General features: G+C 71.6%; 19 protein-coding genes. 1 reads left to right on the top strand and 18 read right to left on the bottom strand.

The window, feature by feature from the left end; all coding sequences use genetic code 11:
• Positions 1 to 44: 44 nt before the first annotated feature.
• The gene (gene yczR, locus BM236_RS14645) at positions 45 to 1,505 is read right to left on the bottom strand and encodes a MocR-like transcription factor YczR (protein WP_091125191.1); all 1,461 of its coding nucleotides are present in this window, start codon (positions 1,503 to 1,505) and stop codon (positions 45 to 47) included.
• A 62-nt stretch (positions 1,506 to 1,567) separates the two neighbouring features.
• Here yczR and yczE point away from each other — a divergent pair, with 62 nt between their 5' ends.
• Entirely contained in the window at positions 1,568 to 2,239 is a 672-nt protein-coding gene (yczE, locus tag BM236_RS14640; protein WP_091125189.1) for a membrane protein YczE, read from the top strand.
• On the opposite strand, the gene BM236_RS14635 is transcribed toward yczE, so the two are convergent.
• The 17 genes from BM236_RS14635 to BM236_RS14555 all read right to left on the bottom strand — a co-directional run bounded on the left by BM236_RS14635 (position 2,203) and on the right by BM236_RS14555 (position 20,231).
• The gene (locus BM236_RS14635) at positions 2,203 to 2,673 is read right to left on the bottom strand and encodes a type II 3-dehydroquinate dehydratase (RefSeq protein ID WP_091125186.1); all 471 of its coding nucleotides are present in this window, start codon (positions 2,671 to 2,673) and stop codon (positions 2,203 to 2,205) included. The two genes, yczE and BM236_RS14635, sit on opposite strands and share 37 nt — an antisense overlap.
• Positions 2,670 to 3,776 carry a 3-dehydroquinate synthase gene (gene aroB / locus BM236_RS14630; RefSeq protein WP_091125183.1) on the bottom strand — a complete coding sequence of 369 codons (1,107 nt, stop codon included), beginning with the start codon at positions 3,774 to 3,776 and terminating at the stop codon, positions 2,670 to 2,672. Before aroB ends, BM236_RS14635 begins: the two co-directional genes overlap by 4 nt.
• Positions 3,773 to 4,306 carry a shikimate kinase gene (locus tag BM236_RS14625; RefSeq protein WP_245750348.1) on the bottom strand — a complete coding sequence of 178 codons (534 nt, stop codon included), beginning with the start codon at positions 4,304 to 4,306 and terminating at the stop codon, positions 3,773 to 3,775. Before BM236_RS14625 ends, aroB begins: the two co-directional genes overlap by 4 nt.
• Positions 4,306 to 5,484 carry a chorismate synthase gene (aroC, locus tag BM236_RS14620; RefSeq protein ID WP_091125181.1) on the bottom strand — a complete coding sequence of 393 codons (1,179 nt, stop codon included), beginning with the start codon at positions 5,482 to 5,484 and terminating at the stop codon, positions 4,306 to 4,308. The genes BM236_RS14625 and aroC overlap by 1 nt, the downstream gene beginning before the upstream one ends.
• Before the next feature lie 59 nt (positions 5,485 to 5,543).
• Positions 5,544 to 6,272 carry an A24 family peptidase gene (locus tag BM236_RS14615; protein ID WP_091125178.1) on the bottom strand — a complete coding sequence of 243 codons (729 nt, stop codon included), beginning with the start codon at positions 6,270 to 6,272 and terminating at the stop codon, positions 5,544 to 5,546.
• An 81-nt stretch (positions 6,273 to 6,353) separates the two neighbouring features.
• A complete protein-coding gene (locus tag BM236_RS14610; protein ID WP_091125175.1) occupies positions 6,354 to 7,163 on the bottom strand; it encodes a shikimate dehydrogenase in 810 nt (269 codons plus the stop codon).
• 10 nt (positions 7,164 to 7,173) lie between these two features.
• The gene (gene mltG, locus BM236_RS14605; protein WP_091125173.1) at positions 7,174 to 8,502 is read right to left on the bottom strand and encodes an endolytic transglycosylase MltG; all 1,329 of its coding nucleotides are present in this window, start codon (positions 8,500 to 8,502) and stop codon (positions 7,174 to 7,176) included.
• The gene (gene ruvX, locus BM236_RS14600; RefSeq protein ID WP_091125171.1) at positions 8,499 to 8,972 is read right to left on the bottom strand and encodes a Holliday junction resolvase RuvX; all 474 of its coding nucleotides are present in this window, start codon (positions 8,970 to 8,972) and stop codon (positions 8,499 to 8,501) included. Before ruvX ends, mltG begins: the two co-directional genes overlap by 4 nt.
• A gap of 13 nt (positions 8,973 to 8,985) precedes the next feature.
• The gene (gene alaS, locus BM236_RS14595; protein WP_091125169.1) at positions 8,986 to 11,691 is read right to left on the bottom strand and encodes an alanine--tRNA ligase; all 2,706 of its coding nucleotides are present in this window, start codon (positions 11,689 to 11,691) and stop codon (positions 8,986 to 8,988) included.
• Positions 11,688 to 11,960, bottom strand: coding sequence for a DUF6167 family protein (locus tag BM236_RS14590; protein ID WP_175507700.1), 273 nt, complete (start codon positions 11,958 to 11,960; stop codon positions 11,688 to 11,690). Before BM236_RS14590 ends, alaS begins: the two co-directional genes overlap by 4 nt.
• Entirely contained in the window at positions 11,957 to 12,439 is a 483-nt protein-coding gene (locus BM236_RS14585) for a hypothetical protein (RefSeq protein WP_091125167.1), read from the bottom strand. Before BM236_RS14585 ends, BM236_RS14590 begins: the two co-directional genes overlap by 4 nt.
• A gap of 11 nt (positions 12,440 to 12,450) precedes the next feature.
• Positions 12,451 to 13,830 (bottom strand): replication-associated recombination protein A, encoded by a 1,380-nt coding sequence (locus tag BM236_RS14580; protein ID WP_091125164.1) that lies wholly within the window; start codon positions 13,828 to 13,830, stop codon positions 12,451 to 12,453.
• A 30-nt stretch (positions 13,831 to 13,860) separates the two neighbouring features.
• The gene (locus BM236_RS14575; RefSeq protein WP_091125162.1) at positions 13,861 to 15,057 is read right to left on the bottom strand and encodes an ABC transporter ATP-binding protein; all 1,197 of its coding nucleotides are present in this window, start codon (positions 15,055 to 15,057) and stop codon (positions 13,861 to 13,863) included.
• A complete protein-coding gene (locus tag BM236_RS14570; RefSeq protein ID WP_091125160.1) occupies positions 15,054 to 16,241 on the bottom strand; it encodes an ABC transporter ATP-binding protein in 1,188 nt (395 codons plus the stop codon). Before BM236_RS14570 ends, BM236_RS14575 begins: the two co-directional genes overlap by 4 nt.
• 11 nt (positions 16,242 to 16,252) lie before the next feature.
• Positions 16,253 to 17,269, bottom strand: coding sequence for an ABC transporter permease (locus BM236_RS14565; protein WP_091125158.1), 1,017 nt, complete (start codon positions 17,267 to 17,269; stop codon positions 16,253 to 16,255).
• 93 nt (positions 17,270 to 17,362) lie between these two features.
• Positions 17,363 to 19,114, bottom strand: coding sequence for an ABC transporter substrate-binding protein (locus tag BM236_RS14560; RefSeq protein ID WP_091125156.1), 1,752 nt, complete (start codon positions 19,112 to 19,114; stop codon positions 17,363 to 17,365).
• Positions 19,115 to 19,199: 85 nt separating this feature from the next.
• Complete coding sequence (locus BM236_RS14555) at positions 19,200 to 20,231, bottom strand: ABC transporter permease (RefSeq protein WP_217645354.1); 1,032 nt, start codon at positions 20,229 to 20,231, stop codon at positions 19,200 to 19,202.
• Positions 20,232 to 20,264: the final 33 nt, after the last annotated feature.

The raw sequence follows: 20,264 nt of genomic DNA, 5'->3' as shown, positions 1-20,264 counted from the left end.
CACCAGCGGGCGAGTCTATCGGCGGCGGTGTGGCGCGGCGAAACTCAGGCCACGATCACGCGACTCCCCTGCGACCGGCCGCCGCGCGGGAGGCGGCCCGAGCGTCGGTCCCGGACCAGCGCCCACGACTCGGCGAGCACCGCGACCGCCGCGCGGAGCTCCTCGACCGACCTGGTCCAGGGGATGCGCACGTAGTGGTCCAGACCGCCCTCGAGAGCGAACACGGGGCCCGGGGCGACGAGGACGCCGCCTCGCTCCGCCTCGACCGCGAGGTCGGTGCCGAGCGGCTCGGGGAGACGGCACCACAGGCACAGGCCGCCGCGCGGGACGCGGTAGCCCCAGTCCGGCAGCTGCTCGTCGAGGGCCGCGAGCAGGGCGTCGCGCTGCTCGCGGAGCCGGGCCAGGTGGGCGTCCCGGACGGGCACCGGGTCCTCGAGCAGGCGGGCGAGCACGAGCTGCTCGAGGACGGGCGCACCCAGGTCGAGCCGCATCCGCGCCTCGGTGAGCGCGCGCAGGGCGCCGCCGCTGTCGTGGTCGGGAGCGCGGATCCAGCCGATGCGGAGACCGCCCCAGAACGCCTTGGAGGCGCTGCCGAGAGTGACCGTGTCGGGCGCGAAGCAGGCGAACGGCGGCGGCATCGCGCGGCCGTCGAGCGCCAGGGACTGGTGGGCCTCGTCGACGATCGGGACGGTGCCGGCCGATCGGAGCAGGCCCGCGACGCGGACGCGGTCCTCCGCGCTCATCACCAGCCCGGTGGGGTTCTGCAGGTCGGGGATCAGCGAGGCGAGGCTCGGCCGCGTCGTCCGCAGGGTCGCCTCGAGACCGTCGAGGTCCCAGCGGTCCGGGCCGACGGGCAGCCCGACCAGTCGCGCCCCGGCATGGCGCAGCGCCTCGGTGGCGTTGGGGTAGGTCGGCGTCTCGACCAGCACCCGGGCACCGCGGCGGGTGAACGCCTGCGCCACGATCGCCGCGGCCGAGAGCGCGCCGGCGGTCACCATGACCTGCTCGGGGTGGGTCGGCAGCCCGCGGTCGTCGTACGCGCGGGCGATGGCCTCCTGCAGCCGCGGCACCCCAGCGGGGAAGTAGCCGTGCCCGCCGAGGTAGGCGGGCAGGTCGGAGACCGCCTCCAGGTAGGCGGCCGCGACGCCCGGCGGGGCCGACGCGGCCGCGTGGTTGAGGTCGATCACGTCGTTGCGACCGCGCGGGCTCAGCGACCGGTCGAGGGCGCGGCGGCGGTCGCCGGGGATGCGGGTGAACGTCCCGGCGCCCTGGCGTGCCTCGGCGTAGCCGGCCTCGACGAGGGACGCATAGGCGCGGGTCACCGTCGTGCGTGAGACACCGAGCGCGACGCTCAGGTCGCGCTCGCTGGGCAGCCGCGTGGCCAGCGTGATCCGTCCGTCGCCGATGAGCAGGGTGAGGCTCTCGGCCAAGCCCGCGTACGCCGGGGCGCGGTGGAACCCGTCGACGAGCCCGGCGAGCCGGCGGGCGGTGATGGACTGCTGCATGCAGTCCACTCTCGCACAATTGGCTATTTGAGAACAGTCCAATCTGTTCCAGACTGGACGCCATGACCGCACTCGCCGACCTCGGGCCGCTCGCCCAGCTCCGCGCCGGCCGTCTGGGCCGCCGCCTGGCCCAGCTGCTCGTCGGCCTGTGGCTCTACGGCATCTCGTTGGCGTTGATGGTGCGGGGCGACGACGGCGTGGCTCCGTGGGACGTGCTCCACCTCGGCGTCGTGGGGCACACCGGCCTGAGCCTCGGCACGGTGCTCGTCATCACCGCCTTCGTCGTGCTGCTGCTGTGGATCCCGCTGCGGGAGAAGCCCGGCATCGGCACGGTGGCCAACGCGCTCCTCATCGGCCCGAGCACCGACCTCACCCTCGCGGTGGTCGGCCAGCCGCACGCGCAGGTCGCCCGGGTGGCCATGATGCTCGGCGGCGTCCTGCTGTGCGCGCTGGCGACGGCGATGTACATCGGCGCGCAGTTCGGCCGCGGCCCGCGCGACGGCCTGATGACCGGGCTGGTCCGCCGGACGGGTCTCTCGATCCGGCTGATCCGCACGTCGCTGGAGGTGTCGGTGGTCGTCGTCGGACTGCTCCTCGGCGGTCCGCTCGGCGTCGGCACGGTCGTGTTCGCCCTGACCATCGGCCCGCTCACCCAGTGGATGCTGCCCGCGTGGACCATCTCGCTGGCCGAGCCGGCTCAGGAGCCGGCGATCGTCTCCAGCGCCTGCCGGTAGCCGTCGATCCCCTGCCCCTCGATCACCCGCACGGCGTGCGGGGTGACGACGGACGTGTGCCGGAACCCCTCCGCCCGCTGCGACGGCGCGCTGATGTGCACCTCCACCAGCGGCGCGGTGAGCTGGGCGCAGGCGTCGTAGAGCGCGTAGGAGTAGTGCGTCCAGGCGCCCGCGTTGAGCACGACCGGCGTCTCGTGGTCGGCGGCGGCGTTGAGCCGGTCGAGCAGCGCGCCCTCCCAGTTGGTCTGGTGCACCTCCACGTCGAGGCCGAGCTCCTCGCCCCACCGCACGCACAGCGCGACCAGGTCGTCGTAGGTCGTCGAGCCGTAGATCTCCGGCTGGCGCCTGCCGAGCCGGCCGAGGTTCGGGCCGTTGAGCACCAGGACCCGTCGCGACGGGCGCTGCGCGTCGCCGTCGAGGACCGCCGTCGTCATCCGGACACCGCCCGGAACGCCTCGCGCAGCAACGCCTCGCTCGGGCCGGCGAGGATCGACGGCTCGGCAAGGCCGTCGAGGACGAGGAAGCGCAGCTGGGAGCCGCGGGCCTTCTTGTCCACCCGCATGGCGCCGATCAGCTCGTCGAAGCCCGCCCCGTCGTACGTCGTCGGCAGGCCGACCCGGCCGAACGCGCTGCGGTGCCGGGCGGCCGTCTCGTCGTCGAGCCGGCCGGCCAGCCGGGCCAGCTCGGCGGCGTAGACGCAACCGATCGCCACGGCCTCGCCGTGCCTGATCGCGTAGCCCTCGTGCTTCTCGATCGCGTGGCCGAGGGTGTGGCCGTAGTTGAGCACCTCGCGACCCGGGTGCCCGCCGTTCGCACCGTCGCCGCCGGTCTCCTTGAGGTCGGCGGCGACGACCTCCGCCTTGACGCGGATGGCGCGCTCGACGAGCTCGGCGAGCACCGCCGAGTCGGGGGTGAGCGTGTCGGGGTCCGTCGTCTCGACCAGCTCGAGGATGCGCGGGTCGGCGATGAACCCGCACTTGACGATCTCTCCGAGCCCGGCGACGAGCTCCTCGCGCGGCAGCGTCTCGAGCAGGGCGAGGTCGCAGAGGACGCCGGCCGGCTCGTGGAAGGCACCGACCAGGTTCTTCCCGGCGCCGGTGTTGATGCCGGTCTTCCCGCCGACGGCGGCGTCGACCATGGCGAGCAGCGTGGTCGGGACGTGCAGGACACGCACGCCGCGCAGCCAGCTGGCCGCGACGAAGCCGCCGAGGTCGGTGGTCGCGCCGCCGCCGAAGGTGACCACGGCGTCGGAGCGGGTGAACCCCTTCTCCCCCAGCGCCTCCCAGCAGTCGGCGGCGACGGCGGCGGTCTTGGCCGACTCTCCGTCGGGAAGCCCGAGCGCGAGCACCTCGTAGTGCTCCACCAGCTCGTCGAGCATCGGCTCGGCGAGCGACCCGACGGTGCCCGCGTAGAGGAAGGCGACCCGCTCGACCCCGGGACCGGGCAGGCCGCCGAGGACCTGCGGGATCGTGGCCGCCAGGTCGCGGCCGATCACGACGTCGTACGGCGACGCGCCGCCCACGTGGATCGTGGTCATCGGAGTCCCTCCTCGAGGCCGTTCTCCACGTCATCGGCCACCTGCTCGGGCGTCCGGCCGTCGGTGTCGACGACGACCGTCGCGACCCCCTCGTAGACCGGGTTGCGCTCCTCGAGCAGGCTCCTCACCCGCGCCCGGATGCCGCCGTCCCCGCCGAGCAGCAGCGGCCGGCCGGCGCCGATCCCGACCCGCTTGACGGCGTCGGCGAGGCCGACGCGCAGGAAGACCACCCGGTGGCCCTCCAGCAGAACCTGCGTGTCGGGGTCGAGGACCGCTCCGCCGCCGAGCGAGAGCACGCCGTCGTGGGTCCGCAGCGCGAGCGCGACGGCGGCCTTCTCGAGCTCGCGGAACCGCGCCTCGCCGTCGTCGACGAAGACCTCCGGCACCGGCTTGCCGGCTGTCTGCTCCACGTCGGCGTCGGAGTCGCGGACGTCGACGCCCCAGCGCTGGGCGAGAACCCGTCCGACCGTCGACTTGCCCGACCCCATCGGGCCGACCAGGACGACCCGGGGGCGTGTCTGCTCGGCCATCACCGGTAGCGCAGCGTGTCGAGGTAGGACTCGGCGTTGCGCCGGGTCTCGCGCACCGAGTCGCCGCCGAACTTCTCCACGACGGCGTCGGCCAGCACGAGCGCGACCATCGCCTCCGCGACGATGCCGGCCGCGGGGACGGCGCACACGTCGGAGCGCTGGTGGTGCGCGACCGCCGCCTCACCGGTGGCGACGTCGATGGTGCGCAGCGCCCGCGGGACGGTCGCGATCGGCTTCATCGCCGCGCGGACGCGCAGGACCTCACCGGTGCTCATGCCGCCCTCGGTGCCACCGCTGCGGCCCGACGTACGCCGGATGCCACCGTCGCCGGTGACGATCTCGTCGTGCGCCTCGCTGCCGGGGGTGGCGGCCAGCTCGAAGCCGTCGCCGACCTCGACGCCCTTGATGGCCTGGATGCCCATGAGGGCGCCGGCCAGTCGGGCGTCGAGGCGACGGTCCCAGTGGACGTGCGAGCCGAGGCCCGGCGGGAGCCCGTGCACGACGACCTCGACGACACCGCCGAGGGTGTCGCCGTCCTTGTGGGCCTCGTCGATGCGGGCGACCATCTGCTTCGAACCGTCCGGGTCGAGGCAGCGCACGGGGTCCTCGTCGAGGCGGGCGACGTCGTCGGGGGTGGGCAGGTCGGTGCCGGGCGTGCGCACGCCGCCGATCTCGAGGACGTGGGACACGATCCGGGCGCCCACCGCCTGCTCGAGGAAGTTGCTCGCGACACGGCCGAGGGCGACGCGGGCGGCCGTCTCGCGGGCCGAGGCGCGCTCGAGGATGGGGCGGGCGTCGGGGAAGTCGTACTTCTGCATGCCGACCAGGTCGGCGTGGCCGGGGCGGGGCCGGGTCAGCGGGGCGTTGCGCGCCAGGCCCTCGAGGATCTCGGGCTCGACGGGGTCGGCCGCCATGACGGTCTCCCACTTCGGCCACTCGGTGTTGCCGATCTGGACGGCCACCGGGCCGCCCTGCGACTCACCGTGGCGCACACCGCCGACGATCGTGACCTCGTCGCGCTCGAACTTCATCCGGGCGCCACGGCCGTAGCCGAGCCGCCGACGGGCCAGCGAGTCGCCGATGTCCTCCGACGTGATCCGGACGTGGGCGGGCAGGCCCTCCAGGATCGCGACCAGGGAGGGGCCGTGGGACTCGCCCGCAGTGAGCCAACGCAACATGGCGCCAGTCTCCCATCCGGCCGCCTCCGCCGCATGTGCGGGAGGAGGCAGTGAGACGGTCAGGCCAGGCCGAGCAGGCTCCCCGCGACCGCGGCCGCCAGCGCGCCCAGGAGCAGGAACGGCCCGAAGGGCACGTGCTCGCGCAGCGGGCCCCGGTCGGGTTCGCGCTTGATGGTGCGGCCGAGCAGCTTGAGCGGGATGAAGGAGAGCGCGCCGAAGACGCCGGCCGCCAGGACCGACAGGATCAGCTGGCCATAGCCGAGCGGCCCGAGGGCGAGCCCGATCAGGCCGCCGAGCCGCACGTCGCCGAAGGCCATGATCCGGGGGCTGATGAACCACATCAGCCCGTAGTACGCGCCCAGCGCGGCCCAGCCGATGGCGGCGTGCAGCACCACGTGCCAGTCGTGCACGGCGACGGCGGCGACCACGACGAGCAGTCCCACGACGGCGTACGCCGGCGCGAGGATGCGGCTCGGGAGGTACCACGTCACGTAGTCGATGACGGCGAGCGCGCAGCCGATCGGGACGAGGACCGCCAGCCAGGGCAGCGCCCACACCCAGCCGAAGACGGCGCCGAGCAGGCCGGCCGCGAGCGCGCACGCCAGCGCGCACCGCCAGGCCAGGCCGGGAGCGGCCGCGAGGTCGACGTAGAGCACCTTGTCGGGGAACTCCCCCGGCTTCTCCTCGGGGTCGGCCTCGGGCTCGGGCAGGCCGGCGATCAGGCGCGGGACGAGCCACCCGCTCCCCGCGCCGAGGACGGCGCAGACCAGCGCCGGGACCAGATGCATGGGCGCGAGCGTAGTGGGGCGACCACCTGCCGCGGATCGGCCGGTCGGTCCTGCGTCAGTGGCCCGGTCCGGCCCCTCCGCTCACCGAGCGGCGAGCGCCGCCTCCCCCGCGGCCCTCATCGCCGCCAGCGGCGCCGGTGTCCCGGTGAACTGCTCGAACTGCAGCACGGCCTGGTGCACGAGCAGGTCCAGCCCGGAGACCACCACACCGGTCGCGGCCGACACGAGCGGCGTCGGCCAGCTGTCGTAGGTGACCTCGAAGACGACCGCGGCGCCGCTGCAGCGGGCGACCAGGTCGGGCGTCTGCGCCGCGACAGGGATCGTCGAGACGAGTACGTCGGCCTCGACGGTCACCTCGTCGAGCAGGGCCGTGCCGACGGCCGGAGCGGAGGGGTGTGCCGCGATCGCGTCGGCCGTGTCGGCCGCCCGCGACGGCTCGCGGACCGCGAGCGCGATCGACGTCGCTCCGAGCCCGGCCAGCGCGAGGCCGACGCTGGCCGCCGTCGCCCCGCCACCGAGGATCACCACGGAGCGGACCGGTCCGGCGTACCGCTCGCGGACCGCAGCGACGGCTCCGGGCAGGTCGGTGTTGTCACCGGCCCACCCGGTGTCCGTCCGCACGAGCGTGTTGACCCCACCGGCCAGCCGCGCGCGCCCGGTCGCCGTGCCCGACGACTCCGTGAGCGCGAGCGCCTCACGCTTCAGGGGCGCGGTCACCGACAGGCCGCGCCACGACGGGTCGAGTCCCCCCACGAAGCCGGCCAGCGAGCCGGCGGGGACGCGCACGGCGTCGTAGGACCAGCCCGAGAGCCCGGCGTCGGCGTACCCGGCCGCGTGCAGCACCGGCGAGAGGGAGTGGGCGACGGGGTCGCCCAGGACAGCGCAGCGCATGTTCAGCGGCTCAGCAGGCGCCGGCCGACTCGTTCTCGCAGTAGTCCTTCAGCTCCTGGCGATAGCCCAGGAACTCGTCGTAGGTCTCGGCGAACTTCGTCTCGCCGGTCTTGAGGTTGACGGTCACGTAGTAGTACCAGTCGCCTTCGGCCGGGTGGGTCGCCGCCTGGATCGCGTCGTCGCCGGGCGACTGGATCGGTCCTGGCGGGAGGCCGGCGTTGGCGTAGGTGTTGTAGGGCGAGTCGGTGTGGGTCTCGTCCTCGGTCACCGTGGCGACGCCCTTGCGTCCGAGCGCGTAGTTGACCGTGGCGTCGATCTGCAGCAGCCCGTTGGTGCCCTGCTTGGAGCCGGGGCCCTCGAGCCGGTTGTAGATCACCCGGGCGATCTTCGGCATGTCGTCGCCCCGGCCCTCGGCCTGCACGAGCGAGGCGATGGTCATCATCTCCGCGGGCGTGTAGCCGAGCGCCTCGGCCCTCGCCTCGAGATCGTTGTCCTTCGCGGCCTGCTTCCAGCGGTCCACCATGGCCTTGATCATGTCGACCGGCTGGGCCTTCGGGCCGAAGGCGTAGGTGGCCGGGAAGAGGTAGCCCTCGGGGTTGCCCTTGGCGTAGTCGGGCAGCCCGATCTTCGGGTCCTTCAGCGCCTTCTCGAACTGGGGCTTCTTGAAGTCCGTCTTCTTGACCAGCGTGTCGACGATGTCGACGACGCGCAGCCCCTCCGGGATGGTGACGTTCGTCGTCACGATGTTCTTCGGGTCGACCAGTACGGCGAGCGCGTCAGCGGCGCGCATCTCCTTCTGCAGCTGGTAGTTGCCGACCTGGATGCCGGCCGCGGCCGGGTCGGCGTTGGCCGCCGAGATGAACGCGTCGACGGACTTCACCACGCCGGCGGACTTGAGGTTGCGGCCCATCGCCGCGGCGGTGTCGCCCGGCTTGACCTCGAAGGTCACCTGGCCGTGGGCGGTCTGGCCCGAGTAGTCGCCGCCTCCGCCTCCGCCGAGGCCGTCCAGCTTGTCCTTGACGAACCCGAAGCCGACCCAGAGGAGACCGACGACGACGGCGAGGGCGACGAGGGCGGCCAGGCAGCCCGGGAGCCTGCTGGGGCGCCGCTCGGCGCGTCGGCCGCCGCGCGAGCGCCCACCTCCGGCAGCGTCGTCGACCGGCTCGTCGTAGCCGGCCTCGTAGTCGCCCTGGTCGTACGCCTCCTGCTCGTGGGGCTGGTCGTACGCATCCTCGTCGGCGGCCCGGCTGCGGTCGTCGTACCCGTCGTCGCGTACGGCGGGCCGCTCGGCCGTGTCGCCGAGCGGCGGCTGCTGCCCGTGCTCGTCGTGCTCAGTCATCGTGTCCCAACCTCGACGATCTCTCCGGGCGCAGCCCCCGATGCGCGTTCTGTGTCCAGTGCGTGCTGCAGGATCAGCACCGCGGCGGCCTGGTCGACCACCGAGCGACGGTCCTGTCCCTTCCGTCCCCGGTCGCGAAGGATAGCCTCCGCAGAGACCGTGGTCAGCCTCTCGTCGACGAGACGCACCGGCAGCGGCCCCAGCCGCCGGGCCAGCGCGGCGGCGAAGGCGCGGACCTTGGCGGTGGCCGGGTTCTCCCCGCCCTTGAGCGAGCGGGGCAGTCCGACCACCACCTCGACGAGGACCGACTCGGCCTGGATCTCGGCGGCGATCTCGGCGATGCGGGCGAGGTCTCCACGGCCCCGCTTCACCGTCTCGACCGGTGTCGCGAGGAACCCGGTCGGGTCGCTGCGGGCGACGCCGATCCGGGCGTCGCCGGGGTCGATGCCCAGCCTGACACCCGCTCTCATCGCCTCCCCCGCATCAGGCGTTCGCCACGAGCCCCGGCACGAGGCCGAGCGCCTCGTCGATGCGGGAGGCGTCGGTGCCGCCACCCTGCGCCAGGTCGTCCTTGCCGCCGCCCCGGCCGCCGAGGACCGGCGCGAGCTCACGCAGGAGCGTGTTGGCGGACAGTCCGCGCGCACGGGCGGCGTCGTTGGTCGCGGTGACGACCGAGACCCTGCCCTCGCCGTCGCCGATCAGCACGACGACCGCCGGGCGGTCGGTGAAGCGAGACCTGATGTCGGTCACCAGGGTGCGTACGTCGCCCCCGGCCGCGCCGGCCGCGCGGGCCGCGACCACGGCGACGCCGTCGACGTCCAGCGCCGACCCGGCGATCGAGCCGGCCGACGCGAGCAGCTGGGCGGTGCGGACCTTCTCGATCTCCTTCTCGGCGCCGCGGAGCCGCTCGACGAGGTCGTTGACGCGCTCGGGCAGCTCCTCCGGCCGCGCCTTGAGCGCCTCGGAGAGCTGGGCGACGAGGACGTGCTCGCGGGCGAGGAACTGGTAGGCGTCGGTGCCGACCAGCGCCTCCACCCGGCGCACGCCCGAGCCGATGGACGACTCGCCGAGCAGCTTGATGACACCGAGCTTGCCGCTGGAGGCGGTGTGGGTGCCGCCGCACAGCTCGCGGGCCCAGTCACCGACGGAGACGACGCGGACGGTGTCGCCGTACTTCTCGCCGAAGAGGGCCATCGCACCGGACGCGACGGCCTCCTTCTGCGACATGTAGTCGGCCCGGACCGCGAGGTCGTCGAGGATGACCGCGTTGACGGTCGCCTCCACGTCGGCCATCACCGAGGCCGGCACGGCGCCGGTGGCGGAGAAGTCGAAGCGGAAGCGGCCCGGCGCGTTCTCGGAGCCGGCCTGGGTGGCCGTCTCGCCGAGCGCCTGGCGGAACGCCTTGTGCACCATGTGGGTGGCGGTGTGGGCGCGGCTGATCGCCAGCCGGCGGCCGAGGTCGACCGCGGCGTGCGCGGCGACGCCGGGCGAGACCTCGCCGTCGAGCACGCGCACCCGGTGGGCGATGAGCCCGGTGATCGGCGACTGCACGTCGAGCACCTCGAGGCGAGCGCCGTTGGCGAGCTCGATGTGCCCGGTGTCGGCGAGCTGGCCGCCACCCTCGGCGTAGAACGGCGTGCGGTCGAGGACGAGCTCCACCTCGTCACCCTCACGGGCGCTCGCGACCACGCCGTCGGCGCCGACCAGGCCGCGGACGACGCCCTCGTCGACGACCGTGTCGTAGCCGGTGAAGTCGACCGCGCGACCGAGGGAGTCGGCGATCTCGCGGTAGGCGGCGGCGTCGCGGTGGGCGCTCTTCTTCGACCGGGCGTCGTCCTTCGCGCGCTGACGCTGCTCGCCCATCAGGCGGCGGAAGCCGTCCTCGTCGACCGCGAGGCCCTGCTCGGCGGCCATCTCGAGGGTCAGGTCGATCGGGAAGCCGTAGGTGTCGTGGAGCTGGAACGCGCGGGCGCCGTCGAGGACGGTGCCGCCCGCCTTCTTGACCTCGCCCGCGGCGAGGTCGAAGATCTGGCTGCCCGCCTTGAGGGTCTGCCGGAAGGCGTCCTCCTCGGCGAACGCGACGGTCGAGATCCGCTGCCAGTTCTGGATCAGGTCGGTGTAGGTCTCCGCCATCCGGTCGCGGGAGACGGGCAGCAGCTCGGGCAGCACCCGGTCCTCGCAGCCGAGCAGCCGCATCGAGCGGATCGCCCGCCGCATCAGCCGGCGCAGCACGTAGCCGCGGCCCTCGTTGCCCGGGGTGACGCCGTCGTTGATGAGCATCAGCGACGACCGGATGTGGTCCCCGACCACGCGGAAGCGCACGTCGTCGTCGTGGTCGGCGCCGTAGGCGCGGCCGGTGAGCTCCATCGCCTTCTCGATGACCGGGAACATCACGTCGGTCTCGTACATGTTGTTGCGCCCCTGGAGCAGGTAGGCGACCCGCTCGAGGCCCATGCCGGTGTCGATGCTCTTCTGGGGCAGCGACCCGGCGATGTCGACGTCGTACTTCGACCGGGCGGCGACGATGTCGTCCTGCATGAAGACGAGGTTCCAGAACTCCAGGTAGCGGTCGCCGGCGTCCCAGTCCCGGTCGGCGCCGTAGGCCGGTCCGCGGTCGATGAGGATCTCCGAGCACGGACCGCCGGGACCGGGGACGCCCATGGACCAGTAGTTCTCCTTGGGCGGCAGCCGGACGATGCGGTCGTCGGGCAGGCCGGTGACGCGCTTCCAGATGCCGACGGCCTCGTCGTCGCCGTCCAGCACCGACGGATAGAGCACCGCCTCGTCGAAGCCGAAGCCGCCGTCGGCGATCGGCTTGGTGACCAGGTCCCAGGCGAGCGCGATCGCGCCGTCCTTGAAGTAGTCGCCGAAGGAGAAGTTGCCGCACATCTCGAAGAACGTGCCGTGGCGGGTCGTCTTGCCGACGTCCTCGATGTCGGGGGTGCGGATGCACTTCTGCACGCTGGTGGCGCGCGGGAACGGCGGCGTCTCCTGGCCGAGGAAGTAGGGCTTGAACGGCACCATGCCGGCGTTGACGAAGAGCAGGTTCGGGTCGTCGAGCAGCAGCGACGCGGACGGCACGACCGTGTGCGGCAGGCTCTCGTTGTCGGCGAAGTGGCTGGTGAAGCGGCGACGGATCTCCGCCGTGCTGAGCCACGTGTCGGGCCGGCCGTCGGGCGCTGTGCTCACTGGGGTCCTTCCTCGAGGTATCGATCGTTGCTGGGTGGCGCGAGCTCCCGGGTCGTCCCGTACGCCGGCCCGAACCGCTCGCGCAGCCGGGTCTCGGCCTCCGCCTTGCCGGTGGCGACCTCCTCGGCGAACAGCCGCGCACCGAGGCCGAGCGCCTGCCACCTGTCGTGCAGCCCCTCGGCGGTGAACGCCTCCGCGGCGCGGCGGCCGCGGACCATCGCATAGACGCCCACGCCGGCGCCGGCGACGAACCAGAGACCGCGCCTCATGCGGCGCCCTCGGTCTCGCGCTGGCCGGCGCGGTAGGCGCGCAGGGCCTCCTTGACCTCCACCTTCCGCGCCTTGCGGGACCGCTTGACCTCGCGCCTCATCTCGAAGCGGATCCGGTGGCGGGTCTCGGGGGCGAGCGCCCGGCGTACGCCCTGCACGAGGGAGGCGGCCTGCACGACCGTCTCGCGCAGCACGGCGTCCGCGAAGGCCGGCGGGGCGAGCCGCACGGGCACCGACGCCTCGTCGGCGTCCGGCTCGGGCTCGCCGAGGTGGGTGATGACGTACTCCTGCGCGGGCCGCGCCACGGCCGTCGGCTCCGGCCCCATCAGGCCCGCCTCCAACGCGTCCAGTCGCATGCGGAGCCCGGTCGCCTCACGCGCCGCGTCACCGTGAGCACGACGCAGCGCGGCGAGCGCCAGAACCGCCACGGCAGCAGCGATCACGGCCACGCAGGCCAGGGTGATCGTGAGCGCGGTCATGGGGACTGACCCTATCGCGGGCCCTTCGACGGACTCCTGCCCGTTCCCCGGATGATCGCCCGCACCCGCTCCCAGCGCTCCTTGATCGCGCTCTCCGCCCCGATCTCCTTCGGCTCGTAGTACGTCGCCTCCGCGAGCACGTCGGGGAGGTACTGCTGCTCGGCGATCCCGAACGGCTCGTCGTGGGCGTAGCGGTAGGCCGTGCCGTGCCCGAGCTTCTTGGCGCCTCCGTAGTGCGCGTCGCGCAGGTGGGCGGGCACCTGCCCGATCCTTCCGGCGCGTACGTCGGCGAGCGCGGCCCCGATCGCGGTCGTGACCGCGTTGGACTTCGGCGCCACCGCGAGCGCCAGGGTGGCGTGGGCGAGGGTGAGCTGCGCCTCGGGCATGCCGATGAGCTGCACGGTCTGCGCGGCCGCGACGGCGGTCGTCAGGGCGGTCGGATCGGCCAGGCCGACATCCTCGCTCGCCAGGATCATCAGGCGCCGGGCGATGAAGCGGGGGTCCTCGCCGGCCTCCATCATCCGGGCCAGGTAGTGCAGCGCCGCGTCGGCGTCGGAGCCGCGGACCGACTTGATGAAGGCGCTGATCACGTCGTAGTGCTGGTCGCCGTCGCGGTCGTAGCGCACGGCGGCGGTGTCGACCGCCGTCTCGGCGGTGCCGAGGTCGATCTTGTCGTGTCCCTGGCTGGCCGCAGCCCCCGCTGCCGCCTCCAGGTAGGTGAGCGAGCGCCGAGCGTCTCCCCCGGCCAGCCTGACCAGGTGGTCGAGGGCGTCGTCGGCGATGGTGAAGCCGCCCGCCAGACCGCGCTCGTCGGTGAGCGCTCGCTCGAGCACCCCGCGGATGTCGTCCTCGGTCAGCGACTCCAGCCGCAGCAGCAGGCTGCGGGAGAGCAGCGGCGAGATCACCGAGAAGTAGGGGTTCTCCGTGGTCGCGGCGACCAGCGTCACCCAGCGGTTCTCCACGCCCGGCAGGAGCGCGTCCTGCTGGGCCTTGCTGAACCGGTGCACCTCGTCGACGAAGAGCACCGTCTCCCGGCCGGTCGCGACCAGCTCCGCGCGGGCGCTGTCGATCGCGGCACGTACCTCCTTGACGCCGGCCGAGACCGCCGAGACCTCGACGAAGCGACGGTCGGTCTGGCGGCTGACGATGGAGGCGATGGTGGTCTTGCCCGTGCCCGGCGGCCCCCACAGCAGCAGCGAGAGCGACTTGTCGCCCTCGATGAGCTGCCGCAGCGGGCTGCCGGGAGCACGCAGCTGCGCCTGCCCGACGAGCTCGTCGAGCGAGCGCGGCCGCATCCGCACCGCGAGCGGCGCCGACGCGTGGTCGGCCGAGCTCAGCGAGCCCTGCGACCCACCGGTCGCCTGCCCGCCGAGCTCGAAGAGTCCCTCCACACGATCACCCTAGTGCGGAGGTCTCGACCCTCAGGCGCGGCCCATCGTGTTGTGCTCGAGGTCGAACCACGTGTCGGAGTAGCCCGGCCCGGTCGGCAGGTCCGTGGCCGGACCGGCTGCGAGGTCCGGCATCCCGCTGTCGTCCACGCCGAGCAGTCGCGGCGTGATCGGCTTCTCGGGGTGCTTGCCGACCTCGCCCGGGAAGTGGCAGGCGACCTTGTGGGTCGGCCCGACCTGCAGCAGCGGGGGCTCCACGCGCGCGCAGATGTCCTGCGCGATCGGGCACCGGGTGCGGAAGCGGCAGCCGGACGGCGGGTTGATCGGCGAGGGCAGGTCACCCTCGAGACGGATCCGCTCGCGGCGACCGCCGACCTTGGCCTGCTTGACGTCCGGGACGGCCGACAGCAGCGCCTGCGTGTAGGGGTGGTTCGGCCGCGCGTACAGCGTCTCCCGGTCACCGATCTCGACGATCTTGCCGAGGTACATCACCGCGATCTCGGGGCAGAAGTGCCGCACGATCGCGAGGTCGTGGGCGACGAAGAGGAAGGCGATGTTGAACTCGCGCTGGAGGTCCTGGAGCAGGTTGACGACCTGCGCCTGGATCGAGACGTCGAGCGCCGAGACCGGCTCGTCCGCCACCAGCAGCTTGGGCTGCAGCGTGAGCGCACGGGCGATACCGATGCGCTGCCGCTGACCACCGGAGAACTCGTGCGGGTAGCGGTTGTAGTGCTCGGGGTTGAGGCCGACGATCTCCAGCAGCTCCTGGACGCGCGCGAGGATCTTATCCTTCGGCACGACCTTGTGGATCGCCAGCGGCGCCCCGACGATCGCTCCGACCGTGTGCCGCGGGTTCAGCGACGTGTAGGGGTCCTGGAAGATCATCTGGATGTCGCGCCGCAGCGGGTGCAGCTCGCGCTCGGACAGGTTCGCGATGTCACGACCGTCGAACTCGATGCGCCCGGCGGTCGGCTCGTAGAGCCGCGTGATCAGGCGACCGGTCGTCGACTTGCCGCAACCGGACTCCCCGACCAGGCCGAGGGAGCTGCCGGACCGCACCTGGAAGGAGACGCCGTCCACGGCCTGGACGTGGCCGATGGTGCGGCGCAGGAACCCGGAGCTCTTGACCGGGAAGTACATCTTGAGGTCCTCGACCTCGAGGATCGGCGTTCCGGTGAGGGAACTCGTCTCGGGATGAGGCTTGAGCTCGTCAACGGGCTCGGTGGTCACTGCGCGTCCCTCTCGTCAGCGGTGTCGGGAGTGGCGGTGCCTGCTGCGGTGCCTGCTGCAGGGCCTGCTGCAGGGCCTGCTGCAGCGTCTGCCGCGGGGTCCGGGATCCGGGCCTGCGCCAGCTCGCTCGCCAGCTCCGGGTCGAACTCGGGCAGCACTTCCAGCGCGTAGACCTGGTCCGGGTCGGGCAGGTGGCACCGCTTGAGGTGACCCATGCCCTGCCGTCCGGGCACCAGCTCGGGCTGGACCGTCCAACAGAGTCGCCCGGGCACCTTGTCCTTGTGCGGGCAGCGCGGGTGGAAGGCGCAGCCGCTCGGGGGGTTGAGCAGGCTGGGCGGGTTGCCCGGGATCGGGATGAGCTTGGAGTCGGTGTCGGCGGTGACGTCCGGGACGCTCGAGAGCAGGCCCCACGTGTAGGGCATCTCCGGGCGGACCAGGAGCTCCTTGGTCGGGCCGTACTCGACCGCCTTGCCGGCGTACATCACGAGGACCTGGTCGGCCATCTCCGCCACGACGCCGAGGTCGTGGGTGATGATGATGATCGCGGAGTTGAACTCGCGCTGCAGGTCCTGCAGGAGGTCCAGGATCTGGGCCTGCACCGTCACGTCGAGCGCGGTGGTCGGCTCGTCGGCGATGAGCAGCCCGGGGTTGTTGATCAGCCCCATCGCGATCATCGCGCGCTGCCGCATGCCACCGGAGAACTGGTGCGGGTAGTCGTCGACGCGACGGTCGGGCTGCGGGATCCCGACGCGCTCCAGCATCTCGATCGCCCGGGTGCGGGCCGCCTTCTTCGAGACGTTGTTGTGCACCCGGTAGGCCTCGACCAGCTGGTTGCCGACCGTGTAGTAGGGGTGCATCGCCGAGAGCGGGTCCTGGAAGATCATGGCGACGTCGAGGCCGCGGCGTCGCCGCATCTCCTCGTCGGAGAGCTGCAGCAGGTCGACGTCCTCGAGCAGGATCTGCCCGCTGACCTGCGCACGCGTGCCGCGGTGCAGGCCCAGGATCGCCGAGCTCGAGACCGACTTGCCCGACCCCGACTCGCCGACGATGCCGAGCGTCTTGCCGCGGGCCAGCTCGAAGGAGAGGCCGTCGGTGGCCTTGACGACGCCGTCCGCGGTCGGGAAGTGGACCCGGAGGTCCTCGACCCGCAGGAAGGCGTCGTGCTTCGTGGAGGTATCCGACACGATGGTCCTATCTAGCTGAGCCGTACGCGCGGGTCGATGACCGCGTAGAGCACGTCGACAATGATGTTGGCGATGATGACGAAGGCCGCCAGGAGCAGGACGAGCCCGACCAATGTCGGCAGGTCGTAGTCCCGGTTGGCCTGGACCGCCAGCTTGCCGAGACCAGGGTAGTTGAAGACCGACTCGGTGATGATGGCGCCACCGAGCAGGCCGGCGAAGTCGAGGCCGGCCATCGTCACGATCGGGGTGAGCGCCGCGCGCAGCGCGTGCTTGAACGTGACGGCACGCGCGGGCAGACCCTTGGCGCGCGCCGTGCGCACGTAGTCCTCGCTGAGCGACTCGATCACGTAGGCACGCGTCATCCGGACGTAGGCGGCCATGAAGAACACCGCGAGGGTGATGGCCGGCAGGATCAGGCTCGAGGCCCAGCCGGTGATGCCGCCGTCGGCGATCGTCTCGTAGCGGGGTATGTCGACCCAGCCCCACTTGATCGCGACGAACTTGTAGAGCAGGAGCCCGACGAAGAACGTCGGGAAGGCATAGAGCACCAGCGAGATGCCGACGAGCCCTCGGTCGATGATCGTGCCTCTTCGTAGCGCGGCGATCACCCCGAAGAGGACGCCGCCGACGATCCAGATGATGAAGGCGAGGATGGCGAGCGAGACGGAGACGGGCAGCGTCTCCTTGATCAGGGACGTCACGTTCGCCGTGCGCTCACGCGAGTAGCCCAGGCACGGGGCCGGGCAGTGCGCGATCGTCTCGGGGGCGGTCTCGCGCAGCTTGGGGTCGTCGGGGAAGTCGCGGCCGACGAAGACACCCTTGCCGAAGTCGGCCCACTGGTTGAAGAAGTTGTCGTCGAAGCCGAGCGCCGCAGCGGTCTGCTTCTTCTGCGCCGGCGAGCAGTTCTTGCCGCACGAGAAGTCCGCCGGGTTGACCGGCGAAGCGAAGAAGAGGGCGAACGTGACGAGGCTCATCACGATGAGAAGGACGATCCCGCCGATGATGCGGCGGACAAGGTAGGCAAACACAGCGGAGTCCCTGCTAGCAGACGGAAGGGCCGGGCAGGCACCGGTGGTCGGGAGCTACGAAGCGCAGCTCCCGACCACCGGCGGCCGAGGATGTTACTTGGAGACCCCGATCACGGCCAGGTCGGCGTAGCCGTTGGTCGAGACGTTGTTGGAGTAACCGGTGATCTTCGATCCGTGGAGGAAGTTGAAGATCGTGATCTCGAGCGGGATGTAGGCAACATCGTCGCTCAGCTTGGCGTCGACGCCGGCCCAGTCCTGCGCGGCCTTGTCGAGGTCGGCCTCGGCGTAGGCGGCGTCGATGGCCGAGTCGACCTCAGGACCGCCCTTGTAGTTGCCGTAGTCGTTGCCGTTGGACGACTTGGTGATGTTGATGCGGCTGTCGAACAGCGGCGGGATCACGGTGCCGACCGACGGCCAGTCAGCGCCCCAACCGGCCCAGGTGACGTCGAAGTCCGCGTCGGGCTTCTGGATCACCGAGTAGTACGTGTCCTGCAGCGGGTCGAGCTCGGTGACGAACCCGGCCTTGTCCCAGGCGTCCTTCAGCGCGGAGGCCTGCTTGTCCGAGGTGGGCGTGCCGCCCGAGTAGGTGAACTTGATCTTCACCGGCTTCGGGGCCGAGCACTCGGCCAGCTTGGCCTTGGCACCGGCAGGGTCACCCTCGTCGGGGATCGACTTGAACTTCGGGTTCTCGGTGTAACCGGGGACCGACGGGTTGATGACGGAGTAGGCCGGCTTGAACGCACGGTCACCGCCACCGGCCTGGATCCACGAGGCGCGGCTGGTCGCCATGGCGAGCGCCTCACGGCACGCCTTGTCCTTGAAGACCGGCGAGTTGAAGTTCGGCAGCAGGTAGTCGACGAACGGCGACTCGACCTGCGTGTAGCGGTCCTTCACCTCGTCGATGCGGCCGTAGTCGGTCGGGGGCAGACGACGCTCGGTCACGCCGAACTGCGCGTCACCGGAGTCGGCGAGCAGCTGGTCGTAGATCGCCTCGTCCTGGTCGCCCTCGCGGAACTCCCACTTGTCCGGGAGCGCCTTGCGGATCGGATCGGTGCTCTCGTCCCAGTTCTCGTTGCGGACGAACGTGCCGCCGGTGCCCTCGGTCCAGTTGCCGTCGAGCTTGTAGGGGCCGTTCGAGATGATCTGGAAGTTGCTGGCGTCGCCCTTGTCCAGGTCCTGACGGTACGGGTCGAGGTAACGCAGCGAGGCGATGGACTGCGGGAAGTCCGGCCACACCTTCTTCATGTGGTACGTGATCGTCTGCCCGTCGCAGGTCACGGCCTTGTCGAAGAGGTCCTGGTTGTCCTTCTTGTAAGGACCGTCGTAGACCGGGAGGCCGTCCTTGCCCTGGGGGATGTCCAGGTAGGTGAACAGGTAGTTCGCCGGGCCACCGATGATGACGTCGGTCGCGAAGTTGCGCGAGGCGCCGTACTTGAAGTCCTCGCAGGTGATCGGCTTGCCGTCCTGCCACTTCACGTCGTCGCGCACGGTGAACTGCCAGGTCTTGCCGCCGTCGTCGGTCTTGCCGGTGTCGGTGGCGAGGTCGGCGACCGGGGTGGTGCCTTCCTTGGCGTCGTTGGAGGCGGGGTAGGCCACCAGGCTGCGGTAGAACAGCCGGCCGGAGTTGTTCAGGTCGCGGCCGATGTACATGCGCTGGGGGTCCCAGTGCTCGGTGTTGCGCACACCGTTGAAGAAGATGGCGGTGCCACCCTTGGAACCCGCGGCGCTCTTGTTGTCGCTGTTGCCGCCGCCTCCGCCGTTGTCATCACTTCCGCCGCAGGCAGCGACCGAGAGCGCAAGCGCACTTGCCGCCAACGCAGCGAACGGCTTCTTGCTGATGGCCATTCTGTCTCCTTTTTCTGAGTGAACGCGCCCCGCGCAGTGCGTCGGCGCAACAGCCTTTCGCCCCAGAGGGCGACGGACTGGGTCTTTAGCGATCCGTCTTCGGATCGAGGGCGTCGCGCGCACCGTCGCCGACGAGGTTGAACACGACGACGGTGAGTGCGAGGACGATGCCGGGTACGAAGAAGAACCAGGGATCGGCACTGGTGTAGTTGACCGAGTCGGCCAGGATGTTGCCCAGCGTCGGGGTCGGCGGCTTGATCGCGACACCCAGGTAGGCGAAGGCCGCCTCCGCGGAGATGTAGGCCGGCACGAGCAGCGTCACGTAGACGAGCACCGGCGCCCACACGTTGGGCAGCACTTCCTTGAAGTAGAGGCGGAAGCGGGAGGCGCCGAGCAGGCGCGCCGCGTCGATGTACTCACGCTCGCGCAGCGACAGCACCTGACCGCGGACCACGCGCGCGACGGGCGGCCAGCCGAAGGCCGCCAGGATGATGATCACGTAGAGGCCGGTCGCGCGGTCGCGGTCCTCCAGCACGCCGAAGCCGGGCACGTCCGCCATCGTCGTCCGCAGGAACAGCACGGCGGGCGACGAGAGGGCCAGCAGCATCATCGTCTGGGGGAAGGAGAGCGTCAGGTCGATGAACCGGCCGACCACGCCGTCGACGATGCCGCGGGAGAACCCGGCGACGATGCCCAGCACGGTCCCGATGAACACGGTGAGCGCCGTGGCGGTGAGCGCGATCGCCAGCGAGTAGGTCAGCGCGAGCATGAGTCGGGCACCCAGGTCGCGCCCGAGGCCCGGCTCGACACCCAGCCAGTGGCTGCCGCTGACACCGCTCCAGCCACCCTTCGGCGTGACGCCGTCGTTGCCAAGGAGCTCCTGGTGGACCGCGTTCGGGTGCAGCACGCCGGCCGCCACGAGGATCGGCGCCGCGATGGCGCAGAGCACGATGATGATCGAGAAGAACAGCGACACCATCGAGAGCCGGTCCTTGCGGAACCGGGCGACAGCCAGCTGCATCGGAGAGCGACCGGCGACGCTCGACTGCTCCAGACCCTCGACCTCGACGAGATCGTCAGTGCCGTGCGACTCGAGTTCCGAGACGTTCAGCGTCACGTGGTTGTTCCTTTCACAGCAGGTGGCCGAGGA

The sequence above is a fragment of the Nocardioides terrae genome (assembly GCF_900112345.1).
In the GTDB taxonomy this organism is placed as follows: Bacteria; Actinomycetota; Actinomycetes; order Propionibacteriales; family Nocardioidaceae; genus Nocardioides; species Nocardioides terrae.
This window is presented reverse-complemented; position numbering and strand designations above follow the sequence as displayed.